Raw genomic sequence first — 24,069 nt, 5'->3', positions numbered from 1 at the left:
ACGCTCGTGCCCGAGGAAACGAAGACCAAGAACACCCCCTACACCACGAACAACGCCGGAATCCCGGTGGAGAGCGATGAACACTCGCTCACTGTCGGATCCGACGGACCGATCCTGCTCCAGGACCACTACCTCATCGAGAAGATGGCCCAGTTCAACCGTGAACGGGTCCCCGAGCGAGTGGTTCACGCCAAGGGCTCCGGTGCCTACGGCGTTTTCAAGGTGACCAACGACGTCAGCCAGTTCACCAAGGCCGACCTCTTCCAGCCGGGCAAGCAGACCGCCATGCTCGCCCGCTTCTCCACGGTCGCCGGCGAACAGGGCTCCCCCGACACCTGGCGCGACCCCCGTGGGTTCGCCCTGAAGTTCTACACGGAGCACGGCAACTACGACATGGTCGGCAACAACACGCCGATCTTCTTCGTGCGCGACCCGATGAAGTTCCAGGACTTCATCCGTTCGCAGAAGCGCCGTCCGGACAGCGCGGTGCGCGACCACGACATGCAATGGGACTTCTGGACGCTGTCCCCCGAGTCCGCCCACATGGTGACGTGGCTGATGGGCGACCGGGGCATCCCGAAGACGTACCGCCACATGAACGGCTACAGCTCGCACACCTATATGTGGGTGAACGCGGGCGGCGAGCGGTTCTGGGTCAAGTACCGCTTCAAGACCGACCAGGGCATCGACTTCTACCCGCAGGCCGAGGCCGACGAGATGGCCGGCGTCGACGGCGATGTCCACCGCCGCGACCTGTTCGAGTCGATCAAGCGCGGTGACCATCCGAGCTGGACGCTGTATGTCCAGATCATGCCGTTCGACGACGCGCCGGACTACCGGTTCAACCCGTTCGACCTCACGAAGGTGTGGCCGCACGGCGACTACCCGGAGATCGAAGTCGGCCGGATGACGCTCAACGAGAACCCGGAGGACTTCTTCGTCCACATCGAGCAGGCGTCCTTCGAGCCGTCGAACCTGGTGCCCGGCATCGGTCCGTCGCCCGACAAGATGCTGCTCGGCCGGCTCTTCTCGTACCCGGACACCCACCGGTACCGGATCGGCCCGAACTACGCGCAGTTGCCCCCGAACCGTCCGCGGTTCGGCCGGAACTCGTACGCGAAGGACGGTCCCATGCGGTACGAGCCGACGCGTACGGGAGCGGTCTACGCGCCGAACTCGTACGGCGGTCCGGCCGCGGACACCGACCGCTTCGGCGACCCGGCGGGCTGGGCCACGGCGGGCGAGATGGTGCACGAGGCGTACAAGCTGCACCGCGAGGACGACGACTGGGGCCAAGCGGGCACGATGGTGCGCAAGGTCCTGGACGACGCGGCCCGCGACCGGCTGGTGTCAAACATTTCCGGCCATCTGCTGGACGGGGTGAGCGCCCCGGTCCTGGAGCGGGCGCTGCAGTACTGGCGCAATGTGGACAAGGACCTCGGCGACCGGATCGCCAAGAAGGTCAACGGCGGCTGACCCCGTCGTACGCGGCGGACATGGGTGAGGGGCGGTGCCGGCCGGCACCGCCCCTCACCCATGTCCTCACGAGTTCACTGTCCGGGCGGGTTCTTCGCGACGTTGTTGCCCACGACGTTGTTGCTGTTGCCCGGCCCTGCGGGGTCGCCGCCCTCGCCCGGCAGATCCGGGGACTGGCTCGGTGGCGGCTCCGGGGACTGGCTCGGCGGTTCCGGCGACTGGCTGGTCGGCTGGCTGGGCTTGTCGCTCGGGCTCTGCGCCGGCCGGCTCGGCTCCTGGGACGGGGACTGCGTGGGGCTCTCCGGTGCCGAGGGGGTGTTCGACGGGGTGTTCGGCACGGTGGCCTCGCCGCGCTCGACGTCCTGCAGGTCGAACTGGTTGCTGGAGCCGCCGTTCAGCGCGCCGAGGGTGTAGTCCGCCCAGATCTCCGCCGGGAAACCGCCACCGTTGGCGCGACCGGAGTTCGCGGTGCCGGTCAGGCTGACCTGGGTGCCGCCCTGGGGGGATTCACCGAAGAGCGCGACGACCGTGGTGAGGTCCGGGGTGTAGCCCGCGAACAGGGCGGCCTTGTTGTTCTCCGAGGTGCCCGTCTTGCCGGCCGCCTCGTAGGCCGAGGTGTCGGCCGCCCGGCCGGAGCCGCTCTTCACGACGCCCTGCAGGACGGAGGTCACGGTATCGGCGGACTTGCGGCTGATCACCTGGTCACCGATGCCCTTGACCGGCTCGACCGTCCGGTCGCGGTGGATGGCGGACTTCACGATGAACGGGGTGACCTTCTTGCCGTGGTTGTCGAGCGTGGCGTACGCGCCCGCCATGTCCCAGGTCGAGGCGTTCATCGTGCCGAGCGTGATGGCGGGGCGCTCGGGGAAGTTCTTGTCGGGCAGACCGAGCGCCAGCGCGGTCTTCTTCACCGCGGCGGGGCCGACGTCGACGACCATCTGCGCGAAGACCGAGTTGATCGACTTGTTCATCGCGGTCTGCACGGTGACATCGCCGTAGCTCTGGTTGTCCTCGTTCTCCGGGGCGAACGGGGTGTCGCTGCCCACGACGGGCCGCTTGCTGGTGCCGTCGTAGCGGGTGTTGACGCCGATCAGGTCGCCGTCCTGGGTCTTCGACTCGTTCTCCAGCGCGGAGGCGAACACCAGGGGCTTGAAGGTGGAGGCGGGCTGGTAGTCCCGGCGCGTGGCGTTGGAGTAGTAGTGCTTGACGTAGTCCACGCCGCCGTAGAGCGCGACGACGGCGCCGGTCTTCGGATCGACGGAGGTGGCGCCCGCCTGGACGGTCGCGTCGACCTTGTTGTTCTTGCGGTCGAGCTTGGACTCCAGCTGGCGGTCGACCGACTGCTCCAGCTGCTTCTGCCGCTTCTTGTCGATGTTGAGCGTGAAGGTCCAGCCGCCGGCCTGCCGCATCTCGGCCGTGATGCCCTGCTTCTTCAGCTCCTCGTTGGCGGCCTCTACGAGGTAACCGGTCTGGCCGTTCATGCCGGGGGCGGGCTTGGGCTTGTCCGGGACAGGGAACTTCAGGGTGTCGCGCTCGGCCTTGTCGAGCCAGTGCATCTCGACCATGTTGTCGAGCGTGTAGCCCCAGCGCTCCTTGACGAGCCGCTTGCCGGTCGGTGACGCGACCGCCCAGTCGTACTGGCTGGGGGCTTGGAGCAGCGCGGCCAGATAGGCGCCCTGGGAGACGTCGAGGTTCTTGGCGTCGACCCCGTAGTAGGCCTGCGCCGCGGCCTGGATACCGCTGGCGCCGCGGCCGTAGTACGAGGTGTTGATGTACCCGGCGAGGATGTCGTTCTTCTCGTACTTCTGGTCGACCTTGAGGGAGATGACCAGCTCTTTGAGCTTGCGGCTGACCGTCGGGTCCTGCGTCAGGTAGTAGTTCTTCACGTACTGCTGGGTGATGGTCGAGCCACCCTGCTTGCCCTTGCCGGTGAGGGTGTTCAGGATGCCGCGCGCGGTGCCCTTCAGGTCGACGCCCTTGTCCTGGTAGAAGGACTTGTTCTCGGCGGCGACGAAGGTGTGCTGCACGTCCTTGGGGACCTCGGCGAGATCCACGTTCTGGCGGTTGACCCCGTCGCCGGTCCGGGCCAGCACGGAGCCGTCGCTGTACTTGTAGACGTTGCTCTGCCGCTCGGCCAGGGCATTGGCCTTCGGTATGTCCACGTACATGTAGAGCGCCACGAAGGCGCCCATGATCAGCAGGCAGAAGACGAAGAAAGCGCCCAGCATCTTCCGCCAGGTGAAGAGTCTGCGTATGCCGCCGCTCTTCTGGGCCCGCCGCGCTCCGCGCTGCTGGGCTCGTCGCGCATCCGCTCGACCCATCGCTGTTTTGCTCCTGTTTCTCTGCTCGACCAGATCAGCTCAGCCCAGCCAGCTAACACCGTCGGCAAGGACGAAAAGCAAGCGATGTGGCCTTTTCCGGACGTGACAATCAGCACCCGCTCTGTAGGGAACCGACTCCCCAGAGGCGCTCAAGGTTGCGAAGGCAGGTAATGTGTAATCACATTGCTAGCACCGAATCAGTCGCTGCCGGCCTTCCGAAACGGGGGATTCCATGTCCGACCACGGCAATCCGTACGAGGCGTCCACTCTGACCGCCGACCTCGCACCCGATGCCCCTCAGATGCCTGAACCACAGGTGAGAGAGGTGACGGCGCACAGCATCCCGGGCGGTCTCGGCCTGCTGCTGACCGTGGTCGGAGTGATCGCCGGCATCGGGCTCGCGATCGTCGGCGGCGTCATCGGCTCGAACGGGAACAACGGCGTGGGCGTCCCGGTGTGCATCTTCGGGATCCTGCTCGCCATCGCCTCCTTCTTCTGCATGACGGGTGTGAAGATGGTCGCACCGGGCGAGGCACGGGTGATCCAGCTCTTCGGCCGGTACGTCGGCACGATCCGCACCGACGGGCTGCGCTGGATCAATCCGCTCACCAGCAGCCGGAAGATATCCACCCGGGTCCGCAACCACGAGACCGCCGTCCTGAAGGTCAACGACGCCTACGGCAACCCGATCGAGCTCGCCGCGATCGTCGTCTGGAAGGTCGAGGACACCGCGCAGGCCCTCTTCGAGGTCGACGACTTCCTGGAGTTCGTCGCCACCCAGACCGAGGCGGCCGTCCGGCACATCGCGATCGAGTACCCGTACGACGCCCACGAGGAGGGCGGCCTCTCGCTGCGCGGCAACGCGGAGGAGATCACCGAGAAGCTGGCCGTGGAACTCACCGCCCGGGTGCAGGCCGCCGGTGTACGGATCATCGAATCGCGCTTCAGCCATCTCGCGTACGCCCCCGAGATCGCCTCCGCGATGCTCCAGCGCCAGCAGGCCGGAGCGGTGGTCGCGGCCCGGCAGCAGATCGTCGAGGGCGCGGTCGGCATGGTCGAGATGGCGCTGACCCGGATCGCCGAGCAGGACATCGTCGAACTGGACTCGGAACGGAAGGCGGCCATGGTGAGCAACCTGATGGTGGTGCTGTGCGGTGACCGCGCGGCGCAGCCGGTCCTCAATACGGGCACTCTTTACCAGTGACGGAAGAGACCCCCGGGCGCAGGCCGCCGCCGCAGCGCAAGCAGATGCTGCTGCGGCTCGACCCCGCGGTCCACGATGCGCTGGCCCGCTGGGCGTCCGACGAGCTGCGCAGCGCGAACGCCCAGATCGAGTTCCTGCTGCGCAGGGCGCTGGCGGAGGCGGGCCGTCTGCCGGGCACGGCCCGCCCGATCGCCCGCCGGGGGCGCCCGCCGAAGGAGAGGCCGGACCCGCCCGGCGGCTGAGGCCCGGGGGCGAGGGGGCGGACCCGGGAGGCGCGCGAGCCCTCCCCGGTCCGGTCCCCCCGGGGTATACACCCGAGGTATACACACCGTGTACAGTGCTCCGCATGTCTATCGGCCACACCCTGCTCGGGCTCCTGGAGTCCGGCCCCCGCCACGGCTACGACCTCAAGCGGACATTCGACGAGAAGTTCGGCCACGACCGCCCCCTGCACTACGGGCAGGTCTACTCGACCATGTCCCGGCTGCTCAAGAACGGCCTCGTCGAGGTCGACGGCGTCGAGAGCGGCGGCGGCCCCGAGCGCAAGCGGTACGCGATCACCGAGGCGGGCATCACCGATGTCGCCACCTGGCTCGCACAGCCGGAGAAGCCCGAGCCGTACCTCCAGTCGACGCTCTACACCAAGGTCGTCCTGGCGCTGCTCACCGGCCGGAGCGCCGAGGCCCTGCTGGACACCCAGCGCGCCGAGCACCTGCGCCTCATGCGCATCCTCACCGACCGCAAGCGCCAGGGCGACCTCGCCGATCAGCTGATCTGCGACCACGCGCTCTTCCACCTCGAAGCCGATCTGCGCTGGCTGGAACTGACCGCCGCCCGGCTGGACCGACTCGCCGCGGAGGTACGCGCGTGAACCCCGCCGGCTCCCTGCTCAGCGCCGACAACCTGCACAAGTCGTACGGATCGACCCCCGCGCTCGACGGCGCCTCGTTCTCCATCCATCCCGGCGAGGTCGTCGCCGTGATGGGCCCGTCCGGCTCCGGCAAGTCGACCCTGCTGCACTGCCTCGCCGGGATCGTCACCCCGGACAGCGGCACGATCACCTACGCGGGCCGCGAGCTCTCCGCGATGTCCGACGCCGAACGCAGCGCGCTGCGCCGCAACGAGTTCGGCTTCGTCTTCCAGTTCGGCCAGCTCGTCCCGGAGCTGACCTGTGTGGAGAACGTCGCCCTGCCGCTCCGCCTGAGCGGAACCAGGCGCAAGGACGCCGAGCGCGCCGCCCGCCACTGGCTGGAACGCCTGGAGGTGGACAACGTCGGCGCCAAGCGTCCCGGCGAGGTCTCCGGCGGCCAGGGGCAACGCGTCGCCGTGGCCCGTGCGCTGGCCGCGTCCCCGAAGGTCGTCTTCGCCGACGAGCCGACCGGCGCCCTGGACTCCCTCAACGGCGAGCGGGTCATGGAGCTGCTCACCGAGGCGGCCCGGTCCACCAACGCCGCCGTGGTCCTGGTGACCCACGAGGCCCGCGTCGCCGCCTACTCCGACCGCGACGTCACCGTGCGCGACGGCCGGGCACGCGACCTGGAGCACGCGGTATGACTCTGCTCGACCACAAGAACGTCCCGGTCGACGCCCAGCCGCGGGCCACCGGACCCACCGGCCTCGCCGCCCTGCTGCGCGACCTCGGCCTCGGTGTCCGGTTCGCCGCGTCCGGAGGGCGCGAGGGCTGGATCCGCACCCTGCTGACCGCCGTCGGCGTCGGCCTCGGCGTGGCGCTGCTGCTGGTCGCCGCCTCCGTGCCGAATCTGCTCGACCACCGTTCCGCGCGCGACCAGGCCCGCTCCGAGACCAAGATCTCCGCATCACCCGACGCCCAGGCCGAGAAGACCGACACCTCGGTGCTCCGGATCAACGCGGAGACCGAGTACCGCGGCCGGACCGTCGGGGGTTACCTGATGCGTGCGGATGGTGCGCATCCGGTCGTCCCACCGGGTGTCGCACGCTTCCCCGGCGCGAACGAGATGGTGGTCTCCCCCGCTCTGAAGAAGCTGCTCGGCTCCTCGGAAGGCAGCCTCCTCAGGGAACGGCTGCCGTACCGGATCAGCGGCACGATCGCCGACGCCGGCCTGATCGCTCCGGGCGAGCTGTTCTACTACGCGGGCAGCGACACGCTGACTCCCGCCAACGGCGGCCATCGGATCGCCGGTTACGGCGACCCGGGCCCGTCCGATCCCATGTCGCCGATCCTCGTCGTGCTGACCATCATGATCTGCGTCGTCCTGCTGATGCCGGTCACGATCTTCATCGCGACGGCCGTGCGGTTCGGCGGCGAGCGGCGCGACCGCAGGCTCGCCGCGCTGCGTCTGGTCGGTGCGGACATCCGGATGACCCGTCGGATCGCGGCCGGCGAGGCGTTCTTCGGGGCGGTACTCGGACTGCTGGCCGGCCTGGCCTTCTTCCTGGTGGGGCGTCGCTTCATGGGCTCCGTCGAGGTGTGGGACGTCAGCGCCTTCCCGGCGGACCTGGTCCCCGACCCCTGGCTGGCGGCGCTGATCGTGGTCGCGGTTCCGGTGGCGGCGGTCCTGGTCACGCTGGTCGCCCTGCGTTCGGTGGTCATCGAACCGCTCGGGGTCGTGCGCAGCGGCCGCAACCGCAAGGGCCGGATCTGGTGGCGCCTGCTGGTTCCGGTCGCGGGCCTGGCGGTGCTCCTGCTGTCCGGCAGGACGGACCACGAGGTGAACCCGTATCCGATCGCGGGCGGCGCCGTGCTCGTGCTCGCCGGGCTCGCCCTGCTGCTGCCGTGGCTGCTCCAGGCGTGCGTGAACCGGTTGCGCGGCGGCCCGGTGCCCTGGCAGCTCGCCACCCGCAGGCTCCAGCTGAGCAGCGGCGCGGCCTCCCGCGCGGTCAGCGGCATCACGGTCGCGGTCGCGGGCGCCGTGGCGCTGCAGATGCTGTTCGCCGCGGTGGGCGACGAGTTCAGCCGGACGACGGGGCAGGACCCGACACGGGCCCAGTTCTACACGTACTCCGGGAGCGTCACCGGCGACGCGGCCACGCGGACCATCGAGAAGTTCCGGGCCACCGAGGGGGTGACCGGGGTCATCGGGATGGTCGAGACGTACGTCGTCAAACCCGGCACGTACAAGGGCGACGACGTCCAGCCCACCACCTCGCTGGCCGTCGGCGACTGCGCGACCCTGCGAGAGATCGCCCGGATCGGCTCCTGCAAGGAGGGCGATGTCTTCGTCGTCCACCCCCGGGACAAGGAAATGACCGAGTGGACGGACGAGACGGCCCGCAAGGGCAAGCCGGTGGAGCTCAACTCCATGGCGGGGGAACCCGGCGAGAAGTCGAAGCTGTGGACCCTGCCCGCCGACGCCCGGACCGTTCCGACCCGCCCGGATCCGATGGGCCAGGAACACTGGGGCATCGTGGCCACGGTCGGCGCGATCGACCCGACCACCCTGCCGCACGCCCTGACCAACGCGCAGATCCGGGTGGACCGGAGTGTCGAGGACGTCTCCGAGTACGTACGGAACACGGCGGCCGAGCTCGACCCGGGGATGCGTATCGTCGCCGTGAACTCGGTGGTCCGCGACCGGCAGTACGCCAGTGTGCAGAGGGGTCTCCAGGTCGGCGGGACCGCGACGCTGCTGCTGATCGCCGTCGCGATGCTGGTCTCGCAGCTGGAACAGTTGCGGGAGCGCAAGCGCCTGCTGTCCGTCCTGGTCGCCTTCGGCACCCGGCGGACCACGCTCGGCTGGTCGGTGCTCTGGCAGACCGCCGTTCCCGTCCTCATCGGACTGGCGGTCGCGATCGCCGGGGGTCTCGGCCTGGGCGCCGTGATGGTCCGCATGATCAGCAAGAAGGTGACCGACTGGTGGCTCTTCCTGCCGATGGCGGGGGCGGGCGCGGCGCTGATCGCGCTGGTCACCCTGGTGTCGCTGCCACCGCTGTGGCGCTTGATGCGTCCGGACGGGCTGCGCACGGAGTGACATCGCCGTAGCCGCGAGGGGTGCGGTCCCCGGAACGGGGGACCGCACCCCTTTCCCGCGCCCTACCTGCCCGTCGTCACCCGCACCGGCAGTGTCTCCATCGCCTCCCGCAGCGCCACCGCGAACTCCTCGAACTCCTCGTGCCGTGCCGCGCCCGTCCGCATCCCCAGCGCCACCCGCCGTGACGGTGCGGGTTCCGCGAAGTACCCGGTGGCCAACGCCTCGTTGCGGCCGGTCTCGACCGTCACCGCGGTACGCGGCAACAGCGTCACCCCGAGCCCGCCGGCGACCAGCTGCACCAGTGTGGAGAGCCCGGCCGCGGTCGTGGTGACCGGCGCCCCCTCCGTGCGCCCCGCCTCCCGGCATATGTCGAGCGCCTGGTCGCGCAGGCAGTGCCCCTCGTCGAGCAGCAGCAGCGGCAGTTCGCGCAGCGCCTCGCGCGGGATGTCGCTGCGCCCGCCCAGCCAGTGGTCCCGCTCCATGACGAGCACGAAGTCCTCGTCGAACAGCGGGAGTTCGGTCATGCCCGGCACTCCGAGCGGCACGGCGAGCAGCAGCAGGTCCAGCCTGCCCGCGGCCAGCCCCTCCAACAGCGAGGAGGTCTGCTCCTCGTGCACCTGGAGGTCGAGTTCGGGATAGCGGTCGTGGACCAGCCGCAGCACGGTCGGCAGCAGATACGGGGCGACGGTCGGGATCACTCCGAGTCTGAGCACTCCGGTGAACGGCGCCCGGACCGCCTCGGCTTCCTCCATCAGCTCGCCGACGGCCTCCAGCACCACCCGGGCCCGGACCGCGAGCCGCTCCCCGGCCGGCGAGAGCAGTACCTTGCGCGTCGTACGCTCGATGAGCTGGACACCCAGTACCTCCTCCAGCGCCGACACGGCCCCGGAGAGTGCCGGCTGACTCATCCCGATTGCTGCCGCCGCGTCCCTGAAATGCAGATATTCAGCGACGGCCGCGAAGGCACGCAGCTGCGACAGACTGGGCTGTTTGGTTCGATTGCCCTGATTGCTCTGCGCCACTGATAGGCACCTCCGATCATCACGACCGAGTGTAGCTATTTCCGCTATCAATGCACTCTGTGCCAAGGTGGATCTCGTCCAACCCTCAGGAACTCCCGTAAAAGGGAATTCCACCCCTGCAAGGAGAGCGCGTGCTCACTGTCGGTGACAAGTTCCCCGAGTTCGACCTGACTGCTTGTGTTTCGCTGGAGAGCGGCAAGGAGTTCGAGCAGATCAACCACAAGACCTACGAGGGCAAGTGGAAGATCGTCTTCGCGTGGCCGAAGGACTTCACCTTCGTGTGCCCCACCGAGATCGCCGCCTTCGGCAAGCTGAACGACGAGTTCGCCGACCGTGACGCCCAGATCCTCGGCTTCTCCGGTGACTCCGAGTTCGTGCACCACGCCTGGCGCAAGGACCACCCGGACCTGACCGACCTGCCGTTCCCGATGATGGCCGACTCGAAGCACGAGCTCATGCGTGACCTCGGCATCGAGGGCGAGGACGGCTTCGCGCAGCGCGCCGTCTTCATCGTCGACCAGAACAATGAGATCCAGTTCACGATGGTGACCGCCGGTTCCGTGGGCCGTAACCCCAAGGAGGTCCTGCGGGTCCTGGACGCCCTGCAGACGGACGAGCTGTGCCCGTGCAACTGGACCAAGGGCGAGAACACCCTCGACCCGGTCGCGCTCCTCGCGGGCGAGTGAGCTGACAGCGACATGGCACTCGACGAACTGAAGGCCGCCGTCCCGGACTTCGCCAAGGACCTGAAGCTGAACCTCGGTTCGGTCATCGGTAACAGCGACCTCCCGCAGCAGCAGCTGTGGGGCACCGTCCTGGCGTGCGCGATCGCCTCGCGCTCGCCGAAGGTGCTGCGCGAGCTGGAGCCGGAGGCGAAGGCCAACCTCTCCGCGCAGGCGTACACCGCGGCGAAGTCCGCCGCCGCCGTCATGGCGATGAACAACGTCTTCTACCGGACCCGGCACCTGCTGTCGGACCCCGAGTACGGGACGCTGCGCGCGGGGCTGCGGATGAATGTCATCGGCAACCCGGGCGTGGAGAAGACCGACTTCGAACTGTGGTCGCTCGCCGTCTCCGCCATCAACGGCTGCGGCCAGTGCCTGGACTCCCACGAGCAGGTGCTGCGCAAGGCCGGCGTGGACCGTGAGACCATTCAGGAAGCCGTCAAGATCGCCTCGGTGATCCAGGCGGTCGGCGTGACCCTCGAAGCCGAGGCCGTGCTCGCCGAGTAGGACCAGCGGTACCCCTTGCACGAGAAGGGCCCCGAGGACGACCGACCGTCCCCGGGGCCCTTCTTCTCATCCGTCCCGCGTCACTTGCCGGGCCCGTCCTCGGTGCCGCGGTCCCCGACGGCCTCGTCGTCGCCGTGGTCGATGTCCTCGGGCGGCGAGCCGGGCGCGGGGGTCGGAGCGATGCCGAGCGCGGTCGCCCCGTGCGGGGCCGGCGCGTGCCGCAGGGCCTCCTCCTGCCCGTACGCCCGTAGATAGCCGACCACCGTATTGGTGACCGCCACCAGCGGCACCGCGACGACCGCTCCGCCGATGCCCGCGATCATGCCGCCCGCGGCGACGGAGAGGACGACGGCGAGCGGATGCACCCGTACCGCACGTCCCAGGATGAACGGCTGCAGCACATGCCCCTCGATCTGCTGCACCGCGAGCACCACGACCAGCACCATCAGCGCGGTGAACACGCCCTCGGTGACCAGCGCGACGACCACCGCGAGCGCTCCGGAGACCACCGCGCCGATCAGCGGGATGAAGGCGAAGAGGAAGATGAACACGGCGAGCGGCACCGCCATCGGCACCTTGAGGAACCAGATTCCGAGCCCGATGAAGATGGCGTCGATCAGCGCCACCAGGACCGTGCCCCGCACATAGGCGGTCAGGGTCCGCCAGGCACGTGGCCCGGCGCCCGCGACACCCGGGCGGGCCTGGGCGGGCACCAGCTTGAGCACCCAGTGCCAGATCCGCTTCCCGTCGTACAGCAGGAAGAGCGTCGAGAACATCGCCAGCAGCATCCCGGTGAGGAACTCCACCATCACGGTGACGCCCTGGAGTCCGGCGGAGGTTATCTGCTCGGTGTTGGTGCCGATGGTGTCGCTGAGGTTCTTCGCGACGTCGTTGATCTGCTGCTCGGTGACGTGGAAAGGACTGTCGAGCAGCCAGTTCTTCAGGTCGTCGATACCCGTCCGGACCTTGTCGGAGAGGGTGTCGATGTTGTCCATCACCTGCCAGACGACGAACCAGCCGACCAGCCCGATGATGACGAAGCCCAGGATCGCGGTGACGGCGGTGGCCAGTCCGCGCGGCAGACCGTACCGCCGCAGCCGGGCGACGGTCGGCTGCAGCATCGCGGTGACGAGCAGCGCGGCGACGAAGGCCAGAACCACCAGCTGGACGGCGCTGATGACCCGCATCATCACCCAGAGCGTGCCCGCCAGGACGAGCAGCCGCCAGCCCGCCTCCGCCGCGACCCGCATGCCCCAGGGGATCGCCGCGACCGGATCGGGCCGGGCGGCCACGGACGGGGCGTACGCGGGCGGCGGCGGCACATGGTCGGCCACGGCCTCGCGCCGGGGCGCCTCGGCCGGTACGGGCCCGGCGGGGACAGCGGCGGGCACCGGCGGTTCGGCCGGCATGGTCGGCACGACCTCGTCCGCCTCGGCCTCGACTCGACGCCGCTCCAGACGCTCGCCCAGTTCGGTCAGTTCGACGCCCAGCCGGCCGAGCCACCCCGGAAGTTTCGACATGATCGTTCCTCTTCCCCCGCTCTCGCTCCCCACCGCTCCCCCGGCGAGCCGTCCGGACCGACCGTACACGCGCGAAGCCCCTCACTGTAGGACAGCGAGGGGCTTCACAAGGTTGAGGCCGAGGCCTCGGAAGTTCTAGTACCAGTGGTTGGCCTGCCAGAAGGACCAAGCACCGCACGGGCTGCCGTACTTGGCGCCGTTCATGTAGCTGAGGCCCCACTTGATCTGGGTGGCCGGGTTGGTCTGCCAGTCGGCTCCGGCGCTCGCCATCTTCGAACCCGGCAGCGCCTGCACGAGGCCGTAGGCACCGGACGACGGGTTGCTCGCCCGGTAGTTCCAGCTGGACTCGACGTTCACGATGTTGCTGAAACACTGGAACTGGTCGGCGGGAACGATCTGCCGCGCGATCGCCTGGATCTCGGCCACGGTGTACGAGCCCTGCTGGGCGAAGGAGGAGGCGCTGCGGACCGAGGAGCGGCTGGCGCGCTCCTCCGCCTCCCTTGCCTTCTTCTCCTTGCGCTCCTGCTCCAGCTTGTCCTCGGCCGCCTGCTTCTTCGACTTGGCGTCCTTGGCGGCCTGGATGCGGGCCGCTTCCTCCACGGACTTCTTCGCCGCGGCGTCGGCCGCGGATGCCTGGGCGTCGGCCTGCTGCGTCAGCGAGGCGGTCTGCACCTGGGCCTGCTGGCCCGCGGGGATGTCTGCGAGCAGCGTGGTGTCGGCTGCGGTCGCCTCGAAGTTGTTGTCGTCGACAGCGGGAGTGCTGCCCGAAGCAACGCCTACGACGGCGCCAACGGTGGTTACGGCAGTGGCGGATGCCACGGCGAACCCCCGGACCGAGATCCGGCTCACACGGTGTCCTTCCAGCATCGCCCGCTTAGGTGACCTCGCGGACGCAATCGTGCCCCTGGCGCTGGCCTCCCTACTGCTTGGGTCACGGGAGGCACGGACCCGGTGGGCGACTCCCCGGAGGAAGTGCCGCGTGGTGCTCGCGGGCGGCATACGGACGGCGATTGTTGAGTTGTGTGGTGCGTGGCACCTCTGGAGGTGCGGGTGTGCCGTATGCGGGGCCTGACGGAAGCAAGACTCTGCCGGACCGGCACACCGGGAAGCAATTCTCCGTTGCGTGTGAAAGCTCACATCCCGTTTGGAGCAAGTGTTTTACGAAAGTGCCACGCAACACGATGCCGCCCGGCTAAGCTGCTTCGCTCGCCGGGCGGCACCAACGGTCGTATCCCGTATCAGATCTGGCCTTCCTCCAGCATTTCGGTCACCAGCGCGGCGATCTGCGAACGTTCGGAGCGGGTGAGCGTGACGTGCGCGAAGAGCGGATGCCCCTTCAGCTTCTCGACCACGGCGACGACCCCGTCGTACCGGCCGACCCTGAGGTTGTCCCGCTGGGCCACGTCATGCGTGAGCACCACCCGGGAATTCGTCCCGATCCGGGACAGCACGGTCAGCAGTACGTTCCGTTCGAGCGACTGCGCCTCGTCGACGATCACGAAGGAGTCGTGGAGCGAGCGGCCACGGATGTGGGTGAGCGGCAGGATCTCCAGCATGCCGCGCCCCAGCACCTCCTCGATCACCTCGCGCCCGGCGACCGCCGAGAGCGTGTCGAAGACGGCCTGCGCCCAGGGGCTCATCTTCTCGGCCTCGGTGCCGGGGAGATACCCGAGCTCCTGTCCGCCGACCGCGTACAGCGGACGGAAGACCATCACCTTCTGGTGCTGCCTGCGCTCCAGGACGGCTTCGAGACCGGCGCAGAGCGCCAGCGCCGACTTGCCGGTGCCGGCCCGGCCGCCCAGCGACACGATGCCGACGTCCTGGTCGAGGAGCAGATCGAGGGCGATGCGCTGTTCGGCGCTGCGGCCGTGGATGCCGAAGGCCTCCCGGTCACCGCGCACCAGGCGCACATTTCCCTCGGCGGTGACCCGGCCGAGCGCCTTGCCGCGCTCGGACCGCAGGACCAGCCCGGTGTGCACGGGCAGCTCGGCGGCTTCGGGAACGTACAGCGTCTCCTCGCCGTAGAGCAGATCCACCTGCTCCGCCCCGAGGGGCAGTTCCGTCATACCCGTCCAGCCGGAGTCCGTGATGGCGAGTTCGGCGCGGTACTCCTCGGCGAGGAGGCCGACCGAGGACGCCTTGATGCGCAACGGCAGGTCCTTGGAGACGACCGTGACGTCGTACCCCTCGGCCTGGAGGTTGCGCGCGACCGCGAGGATCCGTGAGTCGTTGTCCCCCAACCGGTAGCCGGCGGGCAGTACGCCGGGGTCCGAGTGGTTGAGTTCGACGCGCAGCGTCCCGCCCAGATCCCCGAGCGGGATCGGGGCGTCCAGTCGGCCGTACCGGGTCCGGAATGTGTCCAGCAGGCGCAGGGCCTGCCGGGCGAAGTACCCCAGCTCCGGGTGGTGCCGTTTGGCCTCCAGTTCCGTGACCACGACGATCGGGAGCACGACTTCGTGCTCGTCGAAGCGGGCCAGGGCGTTCGGATCGGCCAGCAGGACGCTGGTGTCGAGAACATAGGTGCGCCTGTCGGACATGCGGCGCTTCGTGCTGGTCACCACGGAAGGACGTACCCCCTCGGACGAGGTTGGGGTGCGACGGCGTCGCGGAGCATCCCAATGGGAGAGGACGGACCGGGCTGCGACCCAGATGCACGGGCCGAGCACCGGCCCTCCGCGTCGGCCGCACTGTGTGTACGGTCCTTCGTGTGCAAAGGGCCTCCCGGGCGAGCGGACTCGATGCCGCTCACTTGGACACGACGTCCGCCTGGTTGGTGACCGGACGTCGACCTGTCAGGGGTATTCCCTCGAACACGCGAAGCCATGCCGACCGGGGCGGGCGGGGTGGGCGGGGCCGGTGCGTCCGGGCACGTCAGCACGGGCGCGCCGCCGCGGCGGCCCTGCCGGGGACATTGCTCCCTCCGGGGGACGGGAGCCCCGGGAACAGGCGGTGTCAGCCGCCGTAGCGGCGGTGCCGGGCCGCGTAGTCGCGCAGGGCCCGCAGGAAGTCGACGCGGCGGAAGGCCGGCCAGAAGACCTCGCAGAAGTAGTACTCGGAGTGTGCGCTCTGCCAGAGCATGAAGCCGGACAGCCGCTGCTCACCGCTGGTACGGATGACCAGATCCGGGTCGGGCTGGCCCCGGGTGTAGAGGTGCTCGGAGATCAGGTCGGTGGAGACGATCTCCGCCAGGTCCTCGAAGGACGTCCCCTTGGCGGAGTGGTCCAGCAGCAGCGAACGGACCGCGTCCGCGATCTCCTGGCGTCCGCCGTAGCCGACGGCGACGTTGACCAGTATCCCGTCGACTCCCAGCGTGGCCTGCTCGGCCTCCTTGAGGACGGTCTGGGTGTGGGCGGGCAGCAGATCGAGCGTGCCGACGTGATGGACCCGCCAGCGCCCGTCCGCCGCGAGGTCGCGCACGGTGTTCTCGATGATGCCGAGGAGCGGGGTCAGCTCGGACTCGGGCCGGTCGAAGTTGTCGGTGGAGAGCAGCCAGAGTGTCACGACCTCCACATCGGTCTCGCTGCACCAGCCGAGCAGCTCCTGGATCTTGTCCGCGCCGGCCTGGTGTCCCTGCGCGGCCGTGCCGCCGGACGCCTTCGCCCAGCGCCGGTTGCCGTCGAGGATGACGCCGATGTGCTTGGGCACCTGGGTGTGGTCGAGGCGCGCCTCGACCCGGCGTGCGTAGAGCCCGTACACCAGGTCGCGCAAGTTCACTGAGTTCACCTCTCGGTTCTGTGCGGGCCCGCCCGCCCCGATGCCCGGGGGCCGGGGTCGTCCCCCTGGGGATCGCCGCACGACTCCACGGAGTCCATCGCCCCGCCGTGTCGCGGCGGTCCCCGAAGCCGCCACACTACTGCGCAGGCGGCACACCGGCCCAACCCGGCCTGTCACAAGTCCGTGATAAGGAGAGAAACGTGACTGATTCTCCTCTCTTCTACCGCGCAGCCGGTTCGCGCTACGACTCCATGGAATACCGCCGCACCGGCCGCAGCGGTCTCAAGCTCCCGGCCGTCTCCCTCGGCCTCTGGCACAACTTCGGCGACGACCGCACGCTGGACTCCCAGCGGGCGATCCTGCGCCGCGCCTTCGATCTCGGGGTGACCCACTTCGATCTGGCCAACAATTACGGGCCGCCGCCCGGCTCCGCCGAGCTCAACTTCGGCAAGATGTTCCGGCAGGACTTCGCCCCGTACCGGGACGAGCTGATCATCTCGACCAAGGCCGGCTACGAGATGCACCCCGGCCCGTACGGCGAGTGGGGCTCCCGTAAATATCTGCTGTCGTCGCTGGACGCCTCGCTGAAGCGGATGGGGCTCGACCACGTCGACATCTTCTACTCCCACCGCTTCGACCCGGACACCCCGCTGGAGGAGACGATGGGGGCGCTGGCCTCCGCCGTGCAGCAGGGCAAGGCGCTGTACGTGGGTGTGTCCTCGTACAACGCGGAGCAGACGGCCGGGGCGGCCCGGCTGCTCAGGGAGATGGGCGTACCCGCCCTGATCCATCAGCCGTCCTACTCGATGATCAACCGCTGGATCGAGGACGACGGGCTGCTCAGCACCCTGGAGACGGCCGGTATGGGCTGCATCTCCTTCGTGCCGCTCGCGCAGGGCCTGCTCACGAACAAGTACCTGACGGGCATCCCGGAGGGTTCGCGGGCCACCCAGGGCAAGTCCCTGGACCCCGGTCTGCTCTCCGACGAGGTGATGCGCCGGCTGAACGGGCTGAACGACATCGCCCGGCGGCGCGGCCAGTCGCTCGCCCAGCTGGCACTCAACTGGGTGCTGCGGGACAGCCGGATGACATCGGCGCTGATCGGCGCGTCGAGTGTGCGGCAATTGGAGGAGAACGTCGCGTCGCTCTCGGGGCAGCCGTTGTCCGACGAGGAGCTGAAGGAGATCGACACCTTCGCCGTGGACACCGCGGGCACCAACATCTGGGCCGAACGGGGCTGACGGGGGCGGTCCTCGCGGGCCGGTCGGCGGGGTCGTACACGCGGCCGGCCTCTGGTCGGACGCGGTCCGCCCGGGGGCGGCGCCACGCGGCCAAAAAAAACGGGCCGGTCCGTGGGGGGGGATACGGACCGGCCCGAGGGGGGGTTTCCACCATAACCCTTCGTAAGTGATGCTGCGTGCCACGCCACTCCACAATCACTCTCCGAATTCACCGGACTCCGCTGCGAGCACGGTGTCCGGTTGACGTCTCAGTGGCCGCCGACCTCCGCGGTGGACCGGAAGGCGTGGTTCTCCCGGGAGTGCGGCGCTCCGTCGCCGGCGCCGACCGCCGAATATAGGACAGATCCTGGCCTGATGGACCCCTAGTTTCCGGAACATGACGACACGAACCGCGATCGTGACCTGGACCGAGGCGAACGCCCGTCGGATGGAACGCCAGGGGCTCGCCTCTCCGACACGTCTCGCCCCGGCCGATGTGGTCGGCGCGCTGCCGGCCGCGCACGCCCAGGTGCTGTCGGCGGCCGAGCTCTCCGTGGGGTTGCGGACGGCCGGTGTGACCCGCACCGATGTGCGCGAGGCGCTGTGGACACAGCGCACCCTGGTCAAGACGCACGGCCCGCGCGGTACCGTCCATCTGCTGCCGATGGCCGAACTTCCCTTGTGGACGGGCGCGTTGTCCGCCGTACCGACCGGGCGCAGTCCGTTCCCCGCGGATGTCCGGATGACCCCGGAGCGGACCGAGGCCGTGATCGAGGCGATCGCGGACGCGCTGACCGGCGCGGAACTGACCGTCGACGAGCTCTCGGAGGCGGTGGTGGAGCGTACCGGGGCGTGGGCCGGGGACCGGGTGATGCCCGCGTTCCAGGACATGTGGCCGCGCTGGCGGCAGGTGACGCACCTCGCGGCTCATCGCGGCGCGCTGTGCTTCGCACCGGATCGCGGGCGCAGGGTCACCTACACCCGTCCGGATGTCGTCCCGCTCGACGGCCCGGAGGCGCTCGCCGGGCTCGTGCGCCGCTATCTGCACGCGTACGGTCCGGCCACACCCCTGCACTTCGCGAAGTGGCTGGCGGCGCCCGCTCGTTGGTCCGCGGACCTGTTCGCGGGAATGGCCGCACGCGGGGAGATCGAGGAGGTGCGGTACGAAGGGGAACCGGCCTGGCTGGTGGCGGGCGACACCGACTTTCCGTCGGAACCGGTGCGCGGGGTGCGGCTGCTCCCCTACTTCGACGCGTATCTCATCGCGTCCCAGCCTCGCGAGAAGCTCTACCCCGGCGCGGCCCACGGCCGCGCGCTGGCGGGTGGTCAGGCGGGGAACTTCCCGGTGCTGCTGGTCGACGGGACCGCGGCCGGGGTCTGGCACCAGCGCCGGTCGGGGCGGCGGATCGCCGTGACGGTGGAGCCGCTGTCGTCGCTGACGGGCGGGCAGCTGCGGGGGCTGGAGGAGCAGGTGGCCCGCGTCGGCGCAGTACTGGAGGGGAAGGCGCAACTGACGGTCGGAAAGGTGACGGTGGGAGCGCACGCATAGCGTCCGCCGGTGCGAGCGGCGCGGTGACGGCTCGGGGTGTCACGGCCCGTCCGGTCGCCGTTCCGTCCCGCGGCCCGAGGGGTGCGGCGCCCCTGCGGCGGGCCTGCCGTCAGCTTCTCGCCGGTGCGCCCCGGTGGCCGCGGGTGAAGCGGATCGCCACCGTGTCGCCGCCGATGACCACGAAGCGTCCGCCCTCGCACCGGATGACGGCCTCGTGCACCTCGCCCCGCTCGTCCCTGCGCTCCTCGGTACGGGTGACGGTCCAGCCGCCTTCGGGCGGTCGCGGCAGGTTCGGCACGGTGGCGAACTCCCACTGTCCCGACGGTACGCACCAGTCGGGCAGCCTCGGCCAGGCGCCGGGGCCGACGTGCAGGGTCCAGTCGGAGGCGCAGGTCAGGAGCACCGACTGGCCGTCGGCCAGCAGGAATTCCACGGCTTCCGGCTCCCCCATCCGCCCCTCCGGCCGGTAGTAGACGCCGAGTACCTCGACGATCCGCTCGCCCCTGAGCCAGTCGGCCCTGCCCTGCCGCGGGACACGCGGTGCCTCGTCCTCGTCGCCCACCCTCATGGCCAATTCCCTCCCCATCCGCTCACCGTCCAGGGTCGCATCCTCCGGGCGAAAGCAGGGGGCCCGGTTTACGAGCCTCGATCAGGAACCGGGTGGTGTGGGCGACGAACGGCCCCTCGGTCTCGATCCGGTGGTGCAGCTCGGCCAGCCGCGGCCGGTACTCCTCGACGGTGAAGCCCGGCACCATCCAGATCACTTTCCGCAGGAAGTAGACGACCGCGCCGATGTCGAGGAATTCGGTGCGCAGTCTCTCCCCGCGCAGGTCGACGACCTCCAGCCCGGCCGCCTCCGCGGCTCCACGTGCCTGCTCCGGGTCGCGGGCGCGGCGCACCTCGGGCGGCTGCGGGCCGAGGAAGTACTCGACGAGTTCGAAGACGCTGGCCGGGCCGACCTGCTGCGAGAAGTACGTGCCGCCGGGGGTGAGGACCCGGGCGATCTCCGACCACCAGGTGGTCACCGGATGCCGGCTGACCACCAGGTCGAAGGCGTTGTCGCCGAACGGCAGGGGCGGCTCGTCCGCGTCGGCGACCACGGCCACGCCGAGCGGGTGCAGGAGGGCGGTGGCGCGGGCGATGTTCGGCGGCCAGGACTCGGTGGCGACGGTGAGCCGCGGCAGTTCCGGTACGGAGGCGAGGACCTCGCCGCCCCCGGTCTGGATGTCGAGCGCTGCCCCGGCCCGTCCCATCCGGTCCGCCATGGCGCGGGCGTAACCCCAGGAAGGGCGCTGTTCGGTGGCCCGGCCGTCGAGCCAGGAGAAGTCCCAGCCGTCGACGGAGACGGTGGCGGCCTCGGCGACGAGGGCGTCGAACCTCGCACGTTCTGCTTCCGCGCCGGCGGCGTGCGCCGCGCCCGGCGCTCCTGGCGCCTCTTCGGGTGTTCCGGACATGCGTGAATGGTGTCAGCGGGGAACCGGTCCGCGCGACCTCAATACCGCGCCGTCAGGGCCGTCGGCCGGTCCGCCCGGCGGCGGTCACGCGGCGAGCCCGCCGAGCAGCATGCCCAGCAGCGCACCCGTGAGCATGAACGGTCCGAACGGGATGCCGGTCCTGCGTCCGGCGCGTTTCAGGACCATCAGCCCGAACCCGTACGCCGCGCCGAGCAGGAACCCGGCGAACCCCCCGGCGAAGAGCACGGGCCAGCCGTACCAGCCGAGTGCGACGCCCAGGGACAGGGCGAGCTTGACGTCCCCGAAGCCCATGCCGTTCGGATTGATGAGGAAGAGCAGGAAGTAGAAGGCACCGAGCGCCGCTCCGCCGAGCAGGGCGGACAGCCAGGATCCGCCGTGCTCCGGGAGCAGCGCCGCCACGCCCAGGAGCACGACGACGGTCGCGGCGGCGGGCAGCGTCAGGCGGTCGGGCAGGCGGTGCACGCGACGGTCGATGGTCGCCAGGAGTACGCCCACGGGGGCCAGCAGCAGCCAGACGGCGAGCTCGGGCCGCGGTCCGGTGGCCGCCGCGAGTGCGGCGCAGGCGAGCGCGGTGACGACGGGGACCAGGACGCCGGGGGCGTAACGCCCCGTGGACAGCACGGGGTCGCCCTCCCCTTCGCTCCCGTCCCCCGGCTCGGCGCCCGGAGCGGCTGCCACCGGCACCGCCGCCGCGCACTGGGCGCACCGGGTGGAGCCGAGCCAGCCGCGGGCGGCACCCGTCAGGGCGTGGCCCACGGGGCAGCTGTCCCGCCAGGCGTCCTCCGGGTCGACGGAGAACCGGTAGGCGGCGCGCGGGACCAGCAGTCCGGCCGCCGCGCCCCAGAGTGCGGCGAGCGCTGTCAGCATGGCGTACACGGAGCAGACCCTAGGCGGGCGGCGGGCACGGGGCATGGGTCCAGGGGCCCACTGCGGTCCGTTCCGGACCCAGCGGAGGTCACCGGACGCTACCGTCTTGGCCATGGCTCAATGGCGCAATGGGAACGGCACGTTGACGGTCACCGATCCACAGGGAGGGCAGGAGCCGGAGATACCGCTGCGGATCGCGGCCACGTACCGGGCCAGGAGCCGGGGACTGCTCGGCCAGGACGGGATCGACGGCGCCCTGCTGATCACCCCGTGCGGGAGTGTGCACACCTTCCGGATGCGGTTCGCCATCGATGTGGCGTACCTGGACCGGAAGTTCCGTGTCGTCGCCGTCCACACGATGAAACCGGGCCGGCTCGGGATGCCCCGGCTGCGGGCCCGTCACGTGATCGAGTCGGAGGCCGGGGCGATGGAGAAGTGGGGGCTGCGGCCCGGGGCGCGGGTGCGGATCGTCCAGACGGAGGAGAGCCGGGGCTGAGCCCGTCTCGAACCTCGACGCCCGGGGCCGCGCGGTCCGCCGCGTCCCGCCGGGCCTGCCCCGGCCCCGACCGGGACCGGGCTCACGGAGGGCCGGAACCGAGCAGCGTCCATGACCCGTAGGCCGCCGAAGCCACCGCGAGCACGGCCACGACCGTCACCGTGCGGGCCGTGGTGCGCAGCCGCAGCAACGCGACGGCGGGCGGCAGGAGCAGCGGGAACGCGGGCATCATCAGCCGCGGTCTGGACCCGAAGTACCCGGAGCCGATCAGCGCGATGACGACGACGGCGACGCAGTAGGCGAGTACGGGGAGCGGCTGGCGCTGCCGTACGCACAGGAACACCACCCATCCCAGGCCCGCCAGTGCCGCGCACAGCCCGAGCGCGGCGGGCAGCGGCAGCCCGAGGATGAACGAGGCGAGCGCCGCGCCTCCGTCGATGCTGTTGCCCCACTGCGCCTGGACGTCGAAGTACGCGAACGGGCCGCCCTGCCGAACGGCGACGAACACCACGTACGCGAGCCAGCCCAGCGGCGCGAGCGCGACACCGGTCAGCATCCGCGCGTTGCGGCGCACGATGCCGTCGGTCCGGCCGGCCCGGTACTCGCGTACGAGCGTGACCGCGGCGGTGATCGCGAGGGCGGCGATGAGCGCCGCGGCGGAGGGCCTGGTCAGCCCGGCGAGGACGCACAGGGCGCCCGCCACGATCCAGCGCCGCGTCAGTACGGCGTACAGCGCCCAGGCGGCGAACGCGGTGAACAGCGTCTCGGTGTACGCCATCGACTGGACGAACGCCGTCGGGTACACGCCCCACAGCGCGGCCAGCAGCACCCCGGCCCGGCGCCCGTACAGATGCGCCCCGACGGCGAAGATCCCCCAGGCGGCGAGGAGCGAGGCGACCCAGGCGACCAGCAGTCCGGCCCCCGCGAGGGAGAGCGGGGTCAGCTCGGCGACCGCCCGTTCCAGAGCGGGCAGCAGAGGGAAGAAGGCCAGGTCCGGGTGGGCGCCGCCGTTCGGAAGGGTGACGGTGTACCCGTAGCCGTTCTCGGCGATCCGCTGGTACCAGACGGAGTCCCAGCGCCCGCCGAGGAGGTGCAGGGCGCTCTTGTCGGCGTGGGACGCGGCGGCGGCGAGGACGACGAGACCCGTCAGGCGCACGGCCGCGTACGCCCCGAGGGCCGGTGCCGCCGCCGCGAGGGTCGTGGCGAGCCGGCCGCGTACGGGGGGCCGGGGCGGCTGCGGCGTTCGGTGGCCGCGCCGCCGCACGGGCCGCTGTGCGGTAGCGGTGGCCTGAGCGGCCGGATCGTCGTCGGACATGCTGTCGATTATCGCCGCGGCGCCGGCGGGGTCACGGCCGGAGCTTGGTGCGGGAGAGCGGCAGGGCGGGGGCGATCGACCAGAGGACCTCGGCCTCCTCCTCGCCGGGGTTGTCCCAGGCGTGCGCGGCGCGGGCCGAGAACGTCGTCGAGTCACCGGCCTCCAGGAACCTGGGCTCGCCGTCCACGCTCAGGCGCAGCGTGCCGCGGACCAGGTAGGCGAAGACGGTCTCGGCCTCCAGGCTGTACGCGCCGCCCGAGCCGCCGCCGGGGCGCAGGATCGTCCGCATGACCTGGACGTGCCGTTCCTCGGCCGGTGTGAGGAGGAACTCCTCGATGCCGTGTCCGCCCATTTCCAGCTTGGCGCCCAGGCCGCCCTTGACGACGTCCTGGTCCGGATAGTCGAAGAGCGCGGCGATGCCGGTGCCCAGTGCCTCGCAGATACGGATCAGGGTCGGGACGGAGACCGAGGTCTTGCCGCGTTCGGCGAGGCTGACGAACCCCTTGGTCACGCCTGCGGATTCGGCGATCTGAGCGAGCGTCAGCCCTTGTGCCCGGCGGAGCTCACGCAGCCGCGGACCGATCGTGGACATGTGGCTGTCAGAGGCTTCGGACATGGCGGACACGCTACCCGTCGAGGAGGTCACGGTCGGTGGCCGGGGACAAACGCAGGTCAGAAGGGTCTTTACCCATCGAGTTTAGTGCTGTA

General features: G+C 70.2%; 22 protein-coding genes. 11 read left to right on the top strand and 11 right to left on the bottom strand.

What is annotated here, in order from left to right; translation table 11 throughout:
* The first annotated feature begins 6 nt into the window (after positions 1-6).
* Positions 7-1,476, top strand: a complete 1,470-nt coding sequence (locus tag ACF1B9_RS05425) for a catalase (protein ID WP_391739200.1) — start codon at positions 7-9, stop codon at positions 1,474-1,476.
* 74 nt (positions 1,477-1,550) lie between these two features.
* Here ACF1B9_RS05425 and ACF1B9_RS05420 read toward each other — a convergent pair whose 3' ends face one another.
* The gene (locus ACF1B9_RS05420) at positions 1,551-3,797 is read right to left on the bottom strand and encodes a transglycosylase domain-containing protein (protein WP_391739199.1); all 2,247 of its coding nucleotides are present in this window, start codon (positions 3,795-3,797) and stop codon (positions 1,551-1,553) included.
* Positions 3,798-4,029: 232 nt separating this feature from the next.
* Between ACF1B9_RS05420 and ACF1B9_RS05415 the strand changes: the two genes are divergently transcribed.
* From ACF1B9_RS05415 to ACF1B9_RS05395, 5 genes are all read left to right on the top strand, one after another.
* Complete coding sequence (locus tag ACF1B9_RS05415) at positions 4,030-5,001, top strand: SPFH domain-containing protein (protein ID WP_391739198.1); 972 nt, start codon at positions 4,030-4,032, stop codon at positions 4,999-5,001.
* Positions 4,998-5,243, top strand: coding sequence for a hypothetical protein (locus ACF1B9_RS05410; RefSeq protein ID WP_391739197.1), 246 nt, complete (start codon positions 4,998-5,000; stop codon positions 5,241-5,243). Before ACF1B9_RS05415 ends, ACF1B9_RS05410 begins: the two co-directional genes overlap by 4 nt.
* A 104-nt stretch (positions 5,244-5,347) precedes the next feature.
* The gene (locus tag ACF1B9_RS05405; RefSeq protein ID WP_093896792.1) at positions 5,348-5,872 is read left to right on the top strand and encodes a PadR family transcriptional regulator; all 525 of its coding nucleotides are present in this window, start codon (positions 5,348-5,350) and stop codon (positions 5,870-5,872) included.
* Entirely contained in the window at positions 5,869-6,555 is a 687-nt protein-coding gene (locus ACF1B9_RS05400; RefSeq protein WP_391739196.1) for an ABC transporter ATP-binding protein, read from the top strand. Before ACF1B9_RS05405 ends, ACF1B9_RS05400 begins: the two co-directional genes overlap by 4 nt.
* A complete protein-coding gene (locus ACF1B9_RS05395; RefSeq protein ID WP_391739195.1) occupies positions 6,552-8,951 on the top strand; it encodes an ABC transporter permease in 2,400 nt (799 codons plus the stop codon). Before ACF1B9_RS05400 ends, ACF1B9_RS05395 begins: the two co-directional genes overlap by 4 nt.
* 62 nt (positions 8,952-9,013) lie before the next feature.
* Here ACF1B9_RS05395 and ACF1B9_RS05390 read toward each other — a convergent pair whose 3' ends face one another.
* Positions 9,014-9,973, bottom strand: coding sequence for a hydrogen peroxide-inducible genes activator (locus ACF1B9_RS05390; RefSeq protein WP_391739194.1), 960 nt, complete (start codon positions 9,971-9,973; stop codon positions 9,014-9,016).
* 131 nt (positions 9,974-10,104) lie between these two features.
* On the opposite strand from ACF1B9_RS05390, the gene ACF1B9_RS05385 reads away from it, so the two are divergent.
* Positions 10,105-10,659 (top strand): peroxiredoxin, encoded by a 555-nt coding sequence (locus ACF1B9_RS05385; protein ID WP_189542777.1) that lies wholly within the window; start codon positions 10,105-10,107, stop codon positions 10,657-10,659.
* A gap of 12 nt (positions 10,660-10,671) precedes the next feature.
* Positions 10,672-11,205, top strand: a complete 534-nt coding sequence (locus tag ACF1B9_RS05380) for an alkyl hydroperoxide reductase (protein WP_351085487.1) — start codon at positions 10,672-10,674, stop codon at positions 11,203-11,205.
* A gap of 80 nt (positions 11,206-11,285) precedes the next feature.
* Here the strand turns inward: ACF1B9_RS05380 and ACF1B9_RS05375 are convergent, their stop codons facing one another.
* The 4 genes from ACF1B9_RS05375 to ACF1B9_RS05360 form a co-directional block, all read right to left on the bottom strand.
* The gene (locus ACF1B9_RS05375; protein ID WP_391739193.1) at positions 11,286-12,725 is read right to left on the bottom strand and encodes an AI-2E family transporter; all 1,440 of its coding nucleotides are present in this window, start codon (positions 12,723-12,725) and stop codon (positions 11,286-11,288) included.
* Positions 12,726-12,860: 135 nt separating this feature from the next.
* Entirely contained in the window at positions 12,861-13,574 is a 714-nt protein-coding gene (locus ACF1B9_RS05370; RefSeq protein ID WP_391739192.1) for a lytic transglycosylase domain-containing protein, read from the bottom strand.
* Between the two features lie 389 nt (positions 13,575-13,963).
* Positions 13,964-15,286, bottom strand: a complete 1,323-nt coding sequence (locus tag ACF1B9_RS05365; RefSeq protein WP_391739191.1) for a PhoH family protein — start codon at positions 15,284-15,286, stop codon at positions 13,964-13,966.
* Positions 15,287-15,677: 391 nt separating this feature from the next.
* A complete protein-coding gene (locus ACF1B9_RS05360; protein ID WP_351085479.1) occupies positions 15,678-16,439 on the bottom strand; it encodes an isoprenyl transferase in 762 nt (253 codons plus the stop codon).
* A 200-nt stretch (positions 16,440-16,639) separates the two neighbouring features.
* On the opposite strand from ACF1B9_RS05360, the gene mgrA reads away from it, so the two are divergent.
* Both mgrA and ACF1B9_RS05350 read left to right on the top strand, forming a co-directional pair.
* A complete protein-coding gene (mgrA, locus tag ACF1B9_RS05355; protein ID WP_391739190.1) occupies positions 16,640-17,680 on the top strand; it encodes an L-glyceraldehyde 3-phosphate reductase in 1,041 nt (346 codons plus the stop codon).
* A 376-nt stretch (positions 17,681-18,056) separates the two neighbouring features.
* On the top strand, positions 18,057-19,208 hold the full coding sequence (locus ACF1B9_RS05350) for a winged helix DNA-binding domain-containing protein (RefSeq protein ID WP_391739189.1): 1,152 nt from the start codon (positions 18,057-18,059) through the stop codon (positions 19,206-19,208).
* Between the two features lie 109 nt (positions 19,209-19,317).
* Here the strand turns inward: ACF1B9_RS05350 and ACF1B9_RS05345 are convergent, their stop codons facing one another.
* The 3 genes from ACF1B9_RS05345 to ACF1B9_RS05335 all read right to left on the bottom strand — a co-directional run bounded on the left by ACF1B9_RS05345 (position 19,318) and on the right by ACF1B9_RS05335 (position 21,559).
* Positions 19,318-19,776, bottom strand: coding sequence for a hypothetical protein (locus tag ACF1B9_RS05345; protein WP_391739188.1), 459 nt, complete (start codon positions 19,774-19,776; stop codon positions 19,318-19,320).
* A 22-nt stretch (positions 19,777-19,798) separates the two neighbouring features.
* Positions 19,799-20,662, bottom strand: coding sequence for a class I SAM-dependent methyltransferase (locus ACF1B9_RS05340; RefSeq protein ID WP_391739187.1), 864 nt, complete (start codon positions 20,660-20,662; stop codon positions 19,799-19,801).
* 84 nt (positions 20,663-20,746) lie between these two features.
* Positions 20,747-21,559, bottom strand: a complete 813-nt coding sequence (locus ACF1B9_RS05335; protein ID WP_391739186.1) for a prepilin peptidase — start codon at positions 21,557-21,559, stop codon at positions 20,747-20,749.
* Between the two features lie 103 nt (positions 21,560-21,662).
* On the opposite strand from ACF1B9_RS05335, the gene ACF1B9_RS05330 reads away from it, so the two are divergent.
* Positions 21,663-22,046 carry a DUF192 domain-containing protein gene (locus ACF1B9_RS05330; RefSeq protein ID WP_391739185.1) on the top strand — a complete coding sequence of 128 codons (384 nt, stop codon included), beginning with the start codon at positions 21,663-21,665 and terminating at the stop codon, positions 22,044-22,046.
* 82 nt (positions 22,047-22,128) lie between these two features.
* Here ACF1B9_RS05330 and ACF1B9_RS05325 read toward each other — a convergent pair whose 3' ends face one another.
* Both ACF1B9_RS05325 and ACF1B9_RS05320 read right to left on the bottom strand, forming a co-directional pair.
* A complete protein-coding gene (locus ACF1B9_RS05325; protein WP_391739184.1) occupies positions 22,129-23,361 on the bottom strand; it encodes a hypothetical protein in 1,233 nt (410 codons plus the stop codon).
* A gap of 31 nt (positions 23,362-23,392) precedes the next feature.
* The gene (locus tag ACF1B9_RS05320; protein WP_351085461.1) at positions 23,393-23,977 is read right to left on the bottom strand and encodes an XRE family transcriptional regulator; all 585 of its coding nucleotides are present in this window, start codon (positions 23,975-23,977) and stop codon (positions 23,393-23,395) included.
* Positions 23,978-24,069 lie beyond the last annotated feature (92 nt).

The organism is Streptomyces sp. NPDC014727, from assembly GCF_043083485.1.
Taxonomy (GTDB): Bacteria; Actinomycetota; Actinomycetes; order Streptomycetales; family Streptomycetaceae; genus Streptomyces.
Note: the sequence above shows the minus strand (reverse complement) of the source record. Positions and strands in the feature narration are given on the sequence as shown.

Bases quoted from the DNA above. Each gene is read 5' to 3' on its own strand.
- ACF1B9_RS05420 (WP_391739199.1), bottom strand. From the start codon at position 3,797: ATGGGTCGAGCGGATGCGCGACGAGCCCAGCAGCGCGGAGCGCGGCGG.
- ACF1B9_RS05415 (WP_391739198.1), top strand. From the start codon at position 4,030: ATGTCCGACCACGGCAATCCGTACGAGGCGTCCACTCTGACCGCCGAC.
- ACF1B9_RS05405 (WP_093896792.1), top strand. From the start codon at position 5,348: ATGTCTATCGGCCACACCCTGCTCGGGCTCCTGGAGTCCGGCCCCCGC.
- ACF1B9_RS05395 (WP_391739195.1), top strand. From the start codon at position 6,552: ATGACTCTGCTCGACCACAAGAACGTCCCGGTCGACGCCCAGCCGCGG.
- ACF1B9_RS05380 (WP_351085487.1), top strand. From the start codon at position 10,672: ATGGCACTCGACGAACTGAAGGCCGCCGTCCCGGACTTCGCCAAGGAC.
- ACF1B9_RS05375 (WP_391739193.1), bottom strand. From the start codon at position 12,725: ATGTCGAAACTTCCGGGGTGGCTCGGCCGGCTGGGCGTCGAACTGACC.
- ACF1B9_RS05350 (WP_391739189.1), top strand. From the start codon at position 18,057: ATGACGACACGAACCGCGATCGTGACCTGGACCGAGGCGAACGCCCGT.
- ACF1B9_RS05345 (WP_391739188.1), bottom strand. From the start codon at position 19,776: ATGAGGGTGGGCGACGAGGACGAGGCACCGCGTGTCCCGCGGCAGGGC.
- ACF1B9_RS05340 (WP_391739187.1), bottom strand. From the start codon at position 20,662: ATGTCCGGAACACCCGAAGAGGCGCCAGGAGCGCCGGGCGCGGCGCAC.
- ACF1B9_RS05330 (WP_391739185.1), top strand. From the start codon at position 21,663: ATGGCTCAATGGCGCAATGGGAACGGCACGTTGACGGTCACCGATCCA.
- ACF1B9_RS05325 (WP_391739184.1), bottom strand. From the start codon at position 23,361: ATGTCCGACGACGATCCGGCCGCTCAGGCCACCGCTACCGCACAGCGG.
- ACF1B9_RS05320 (WP_351085461.1), bottom strand. From the start codon at position 23,977: ATGTCCGAAGCCTCTGACAGCCACATGTCCACGATCGGTCCGCGGCTG.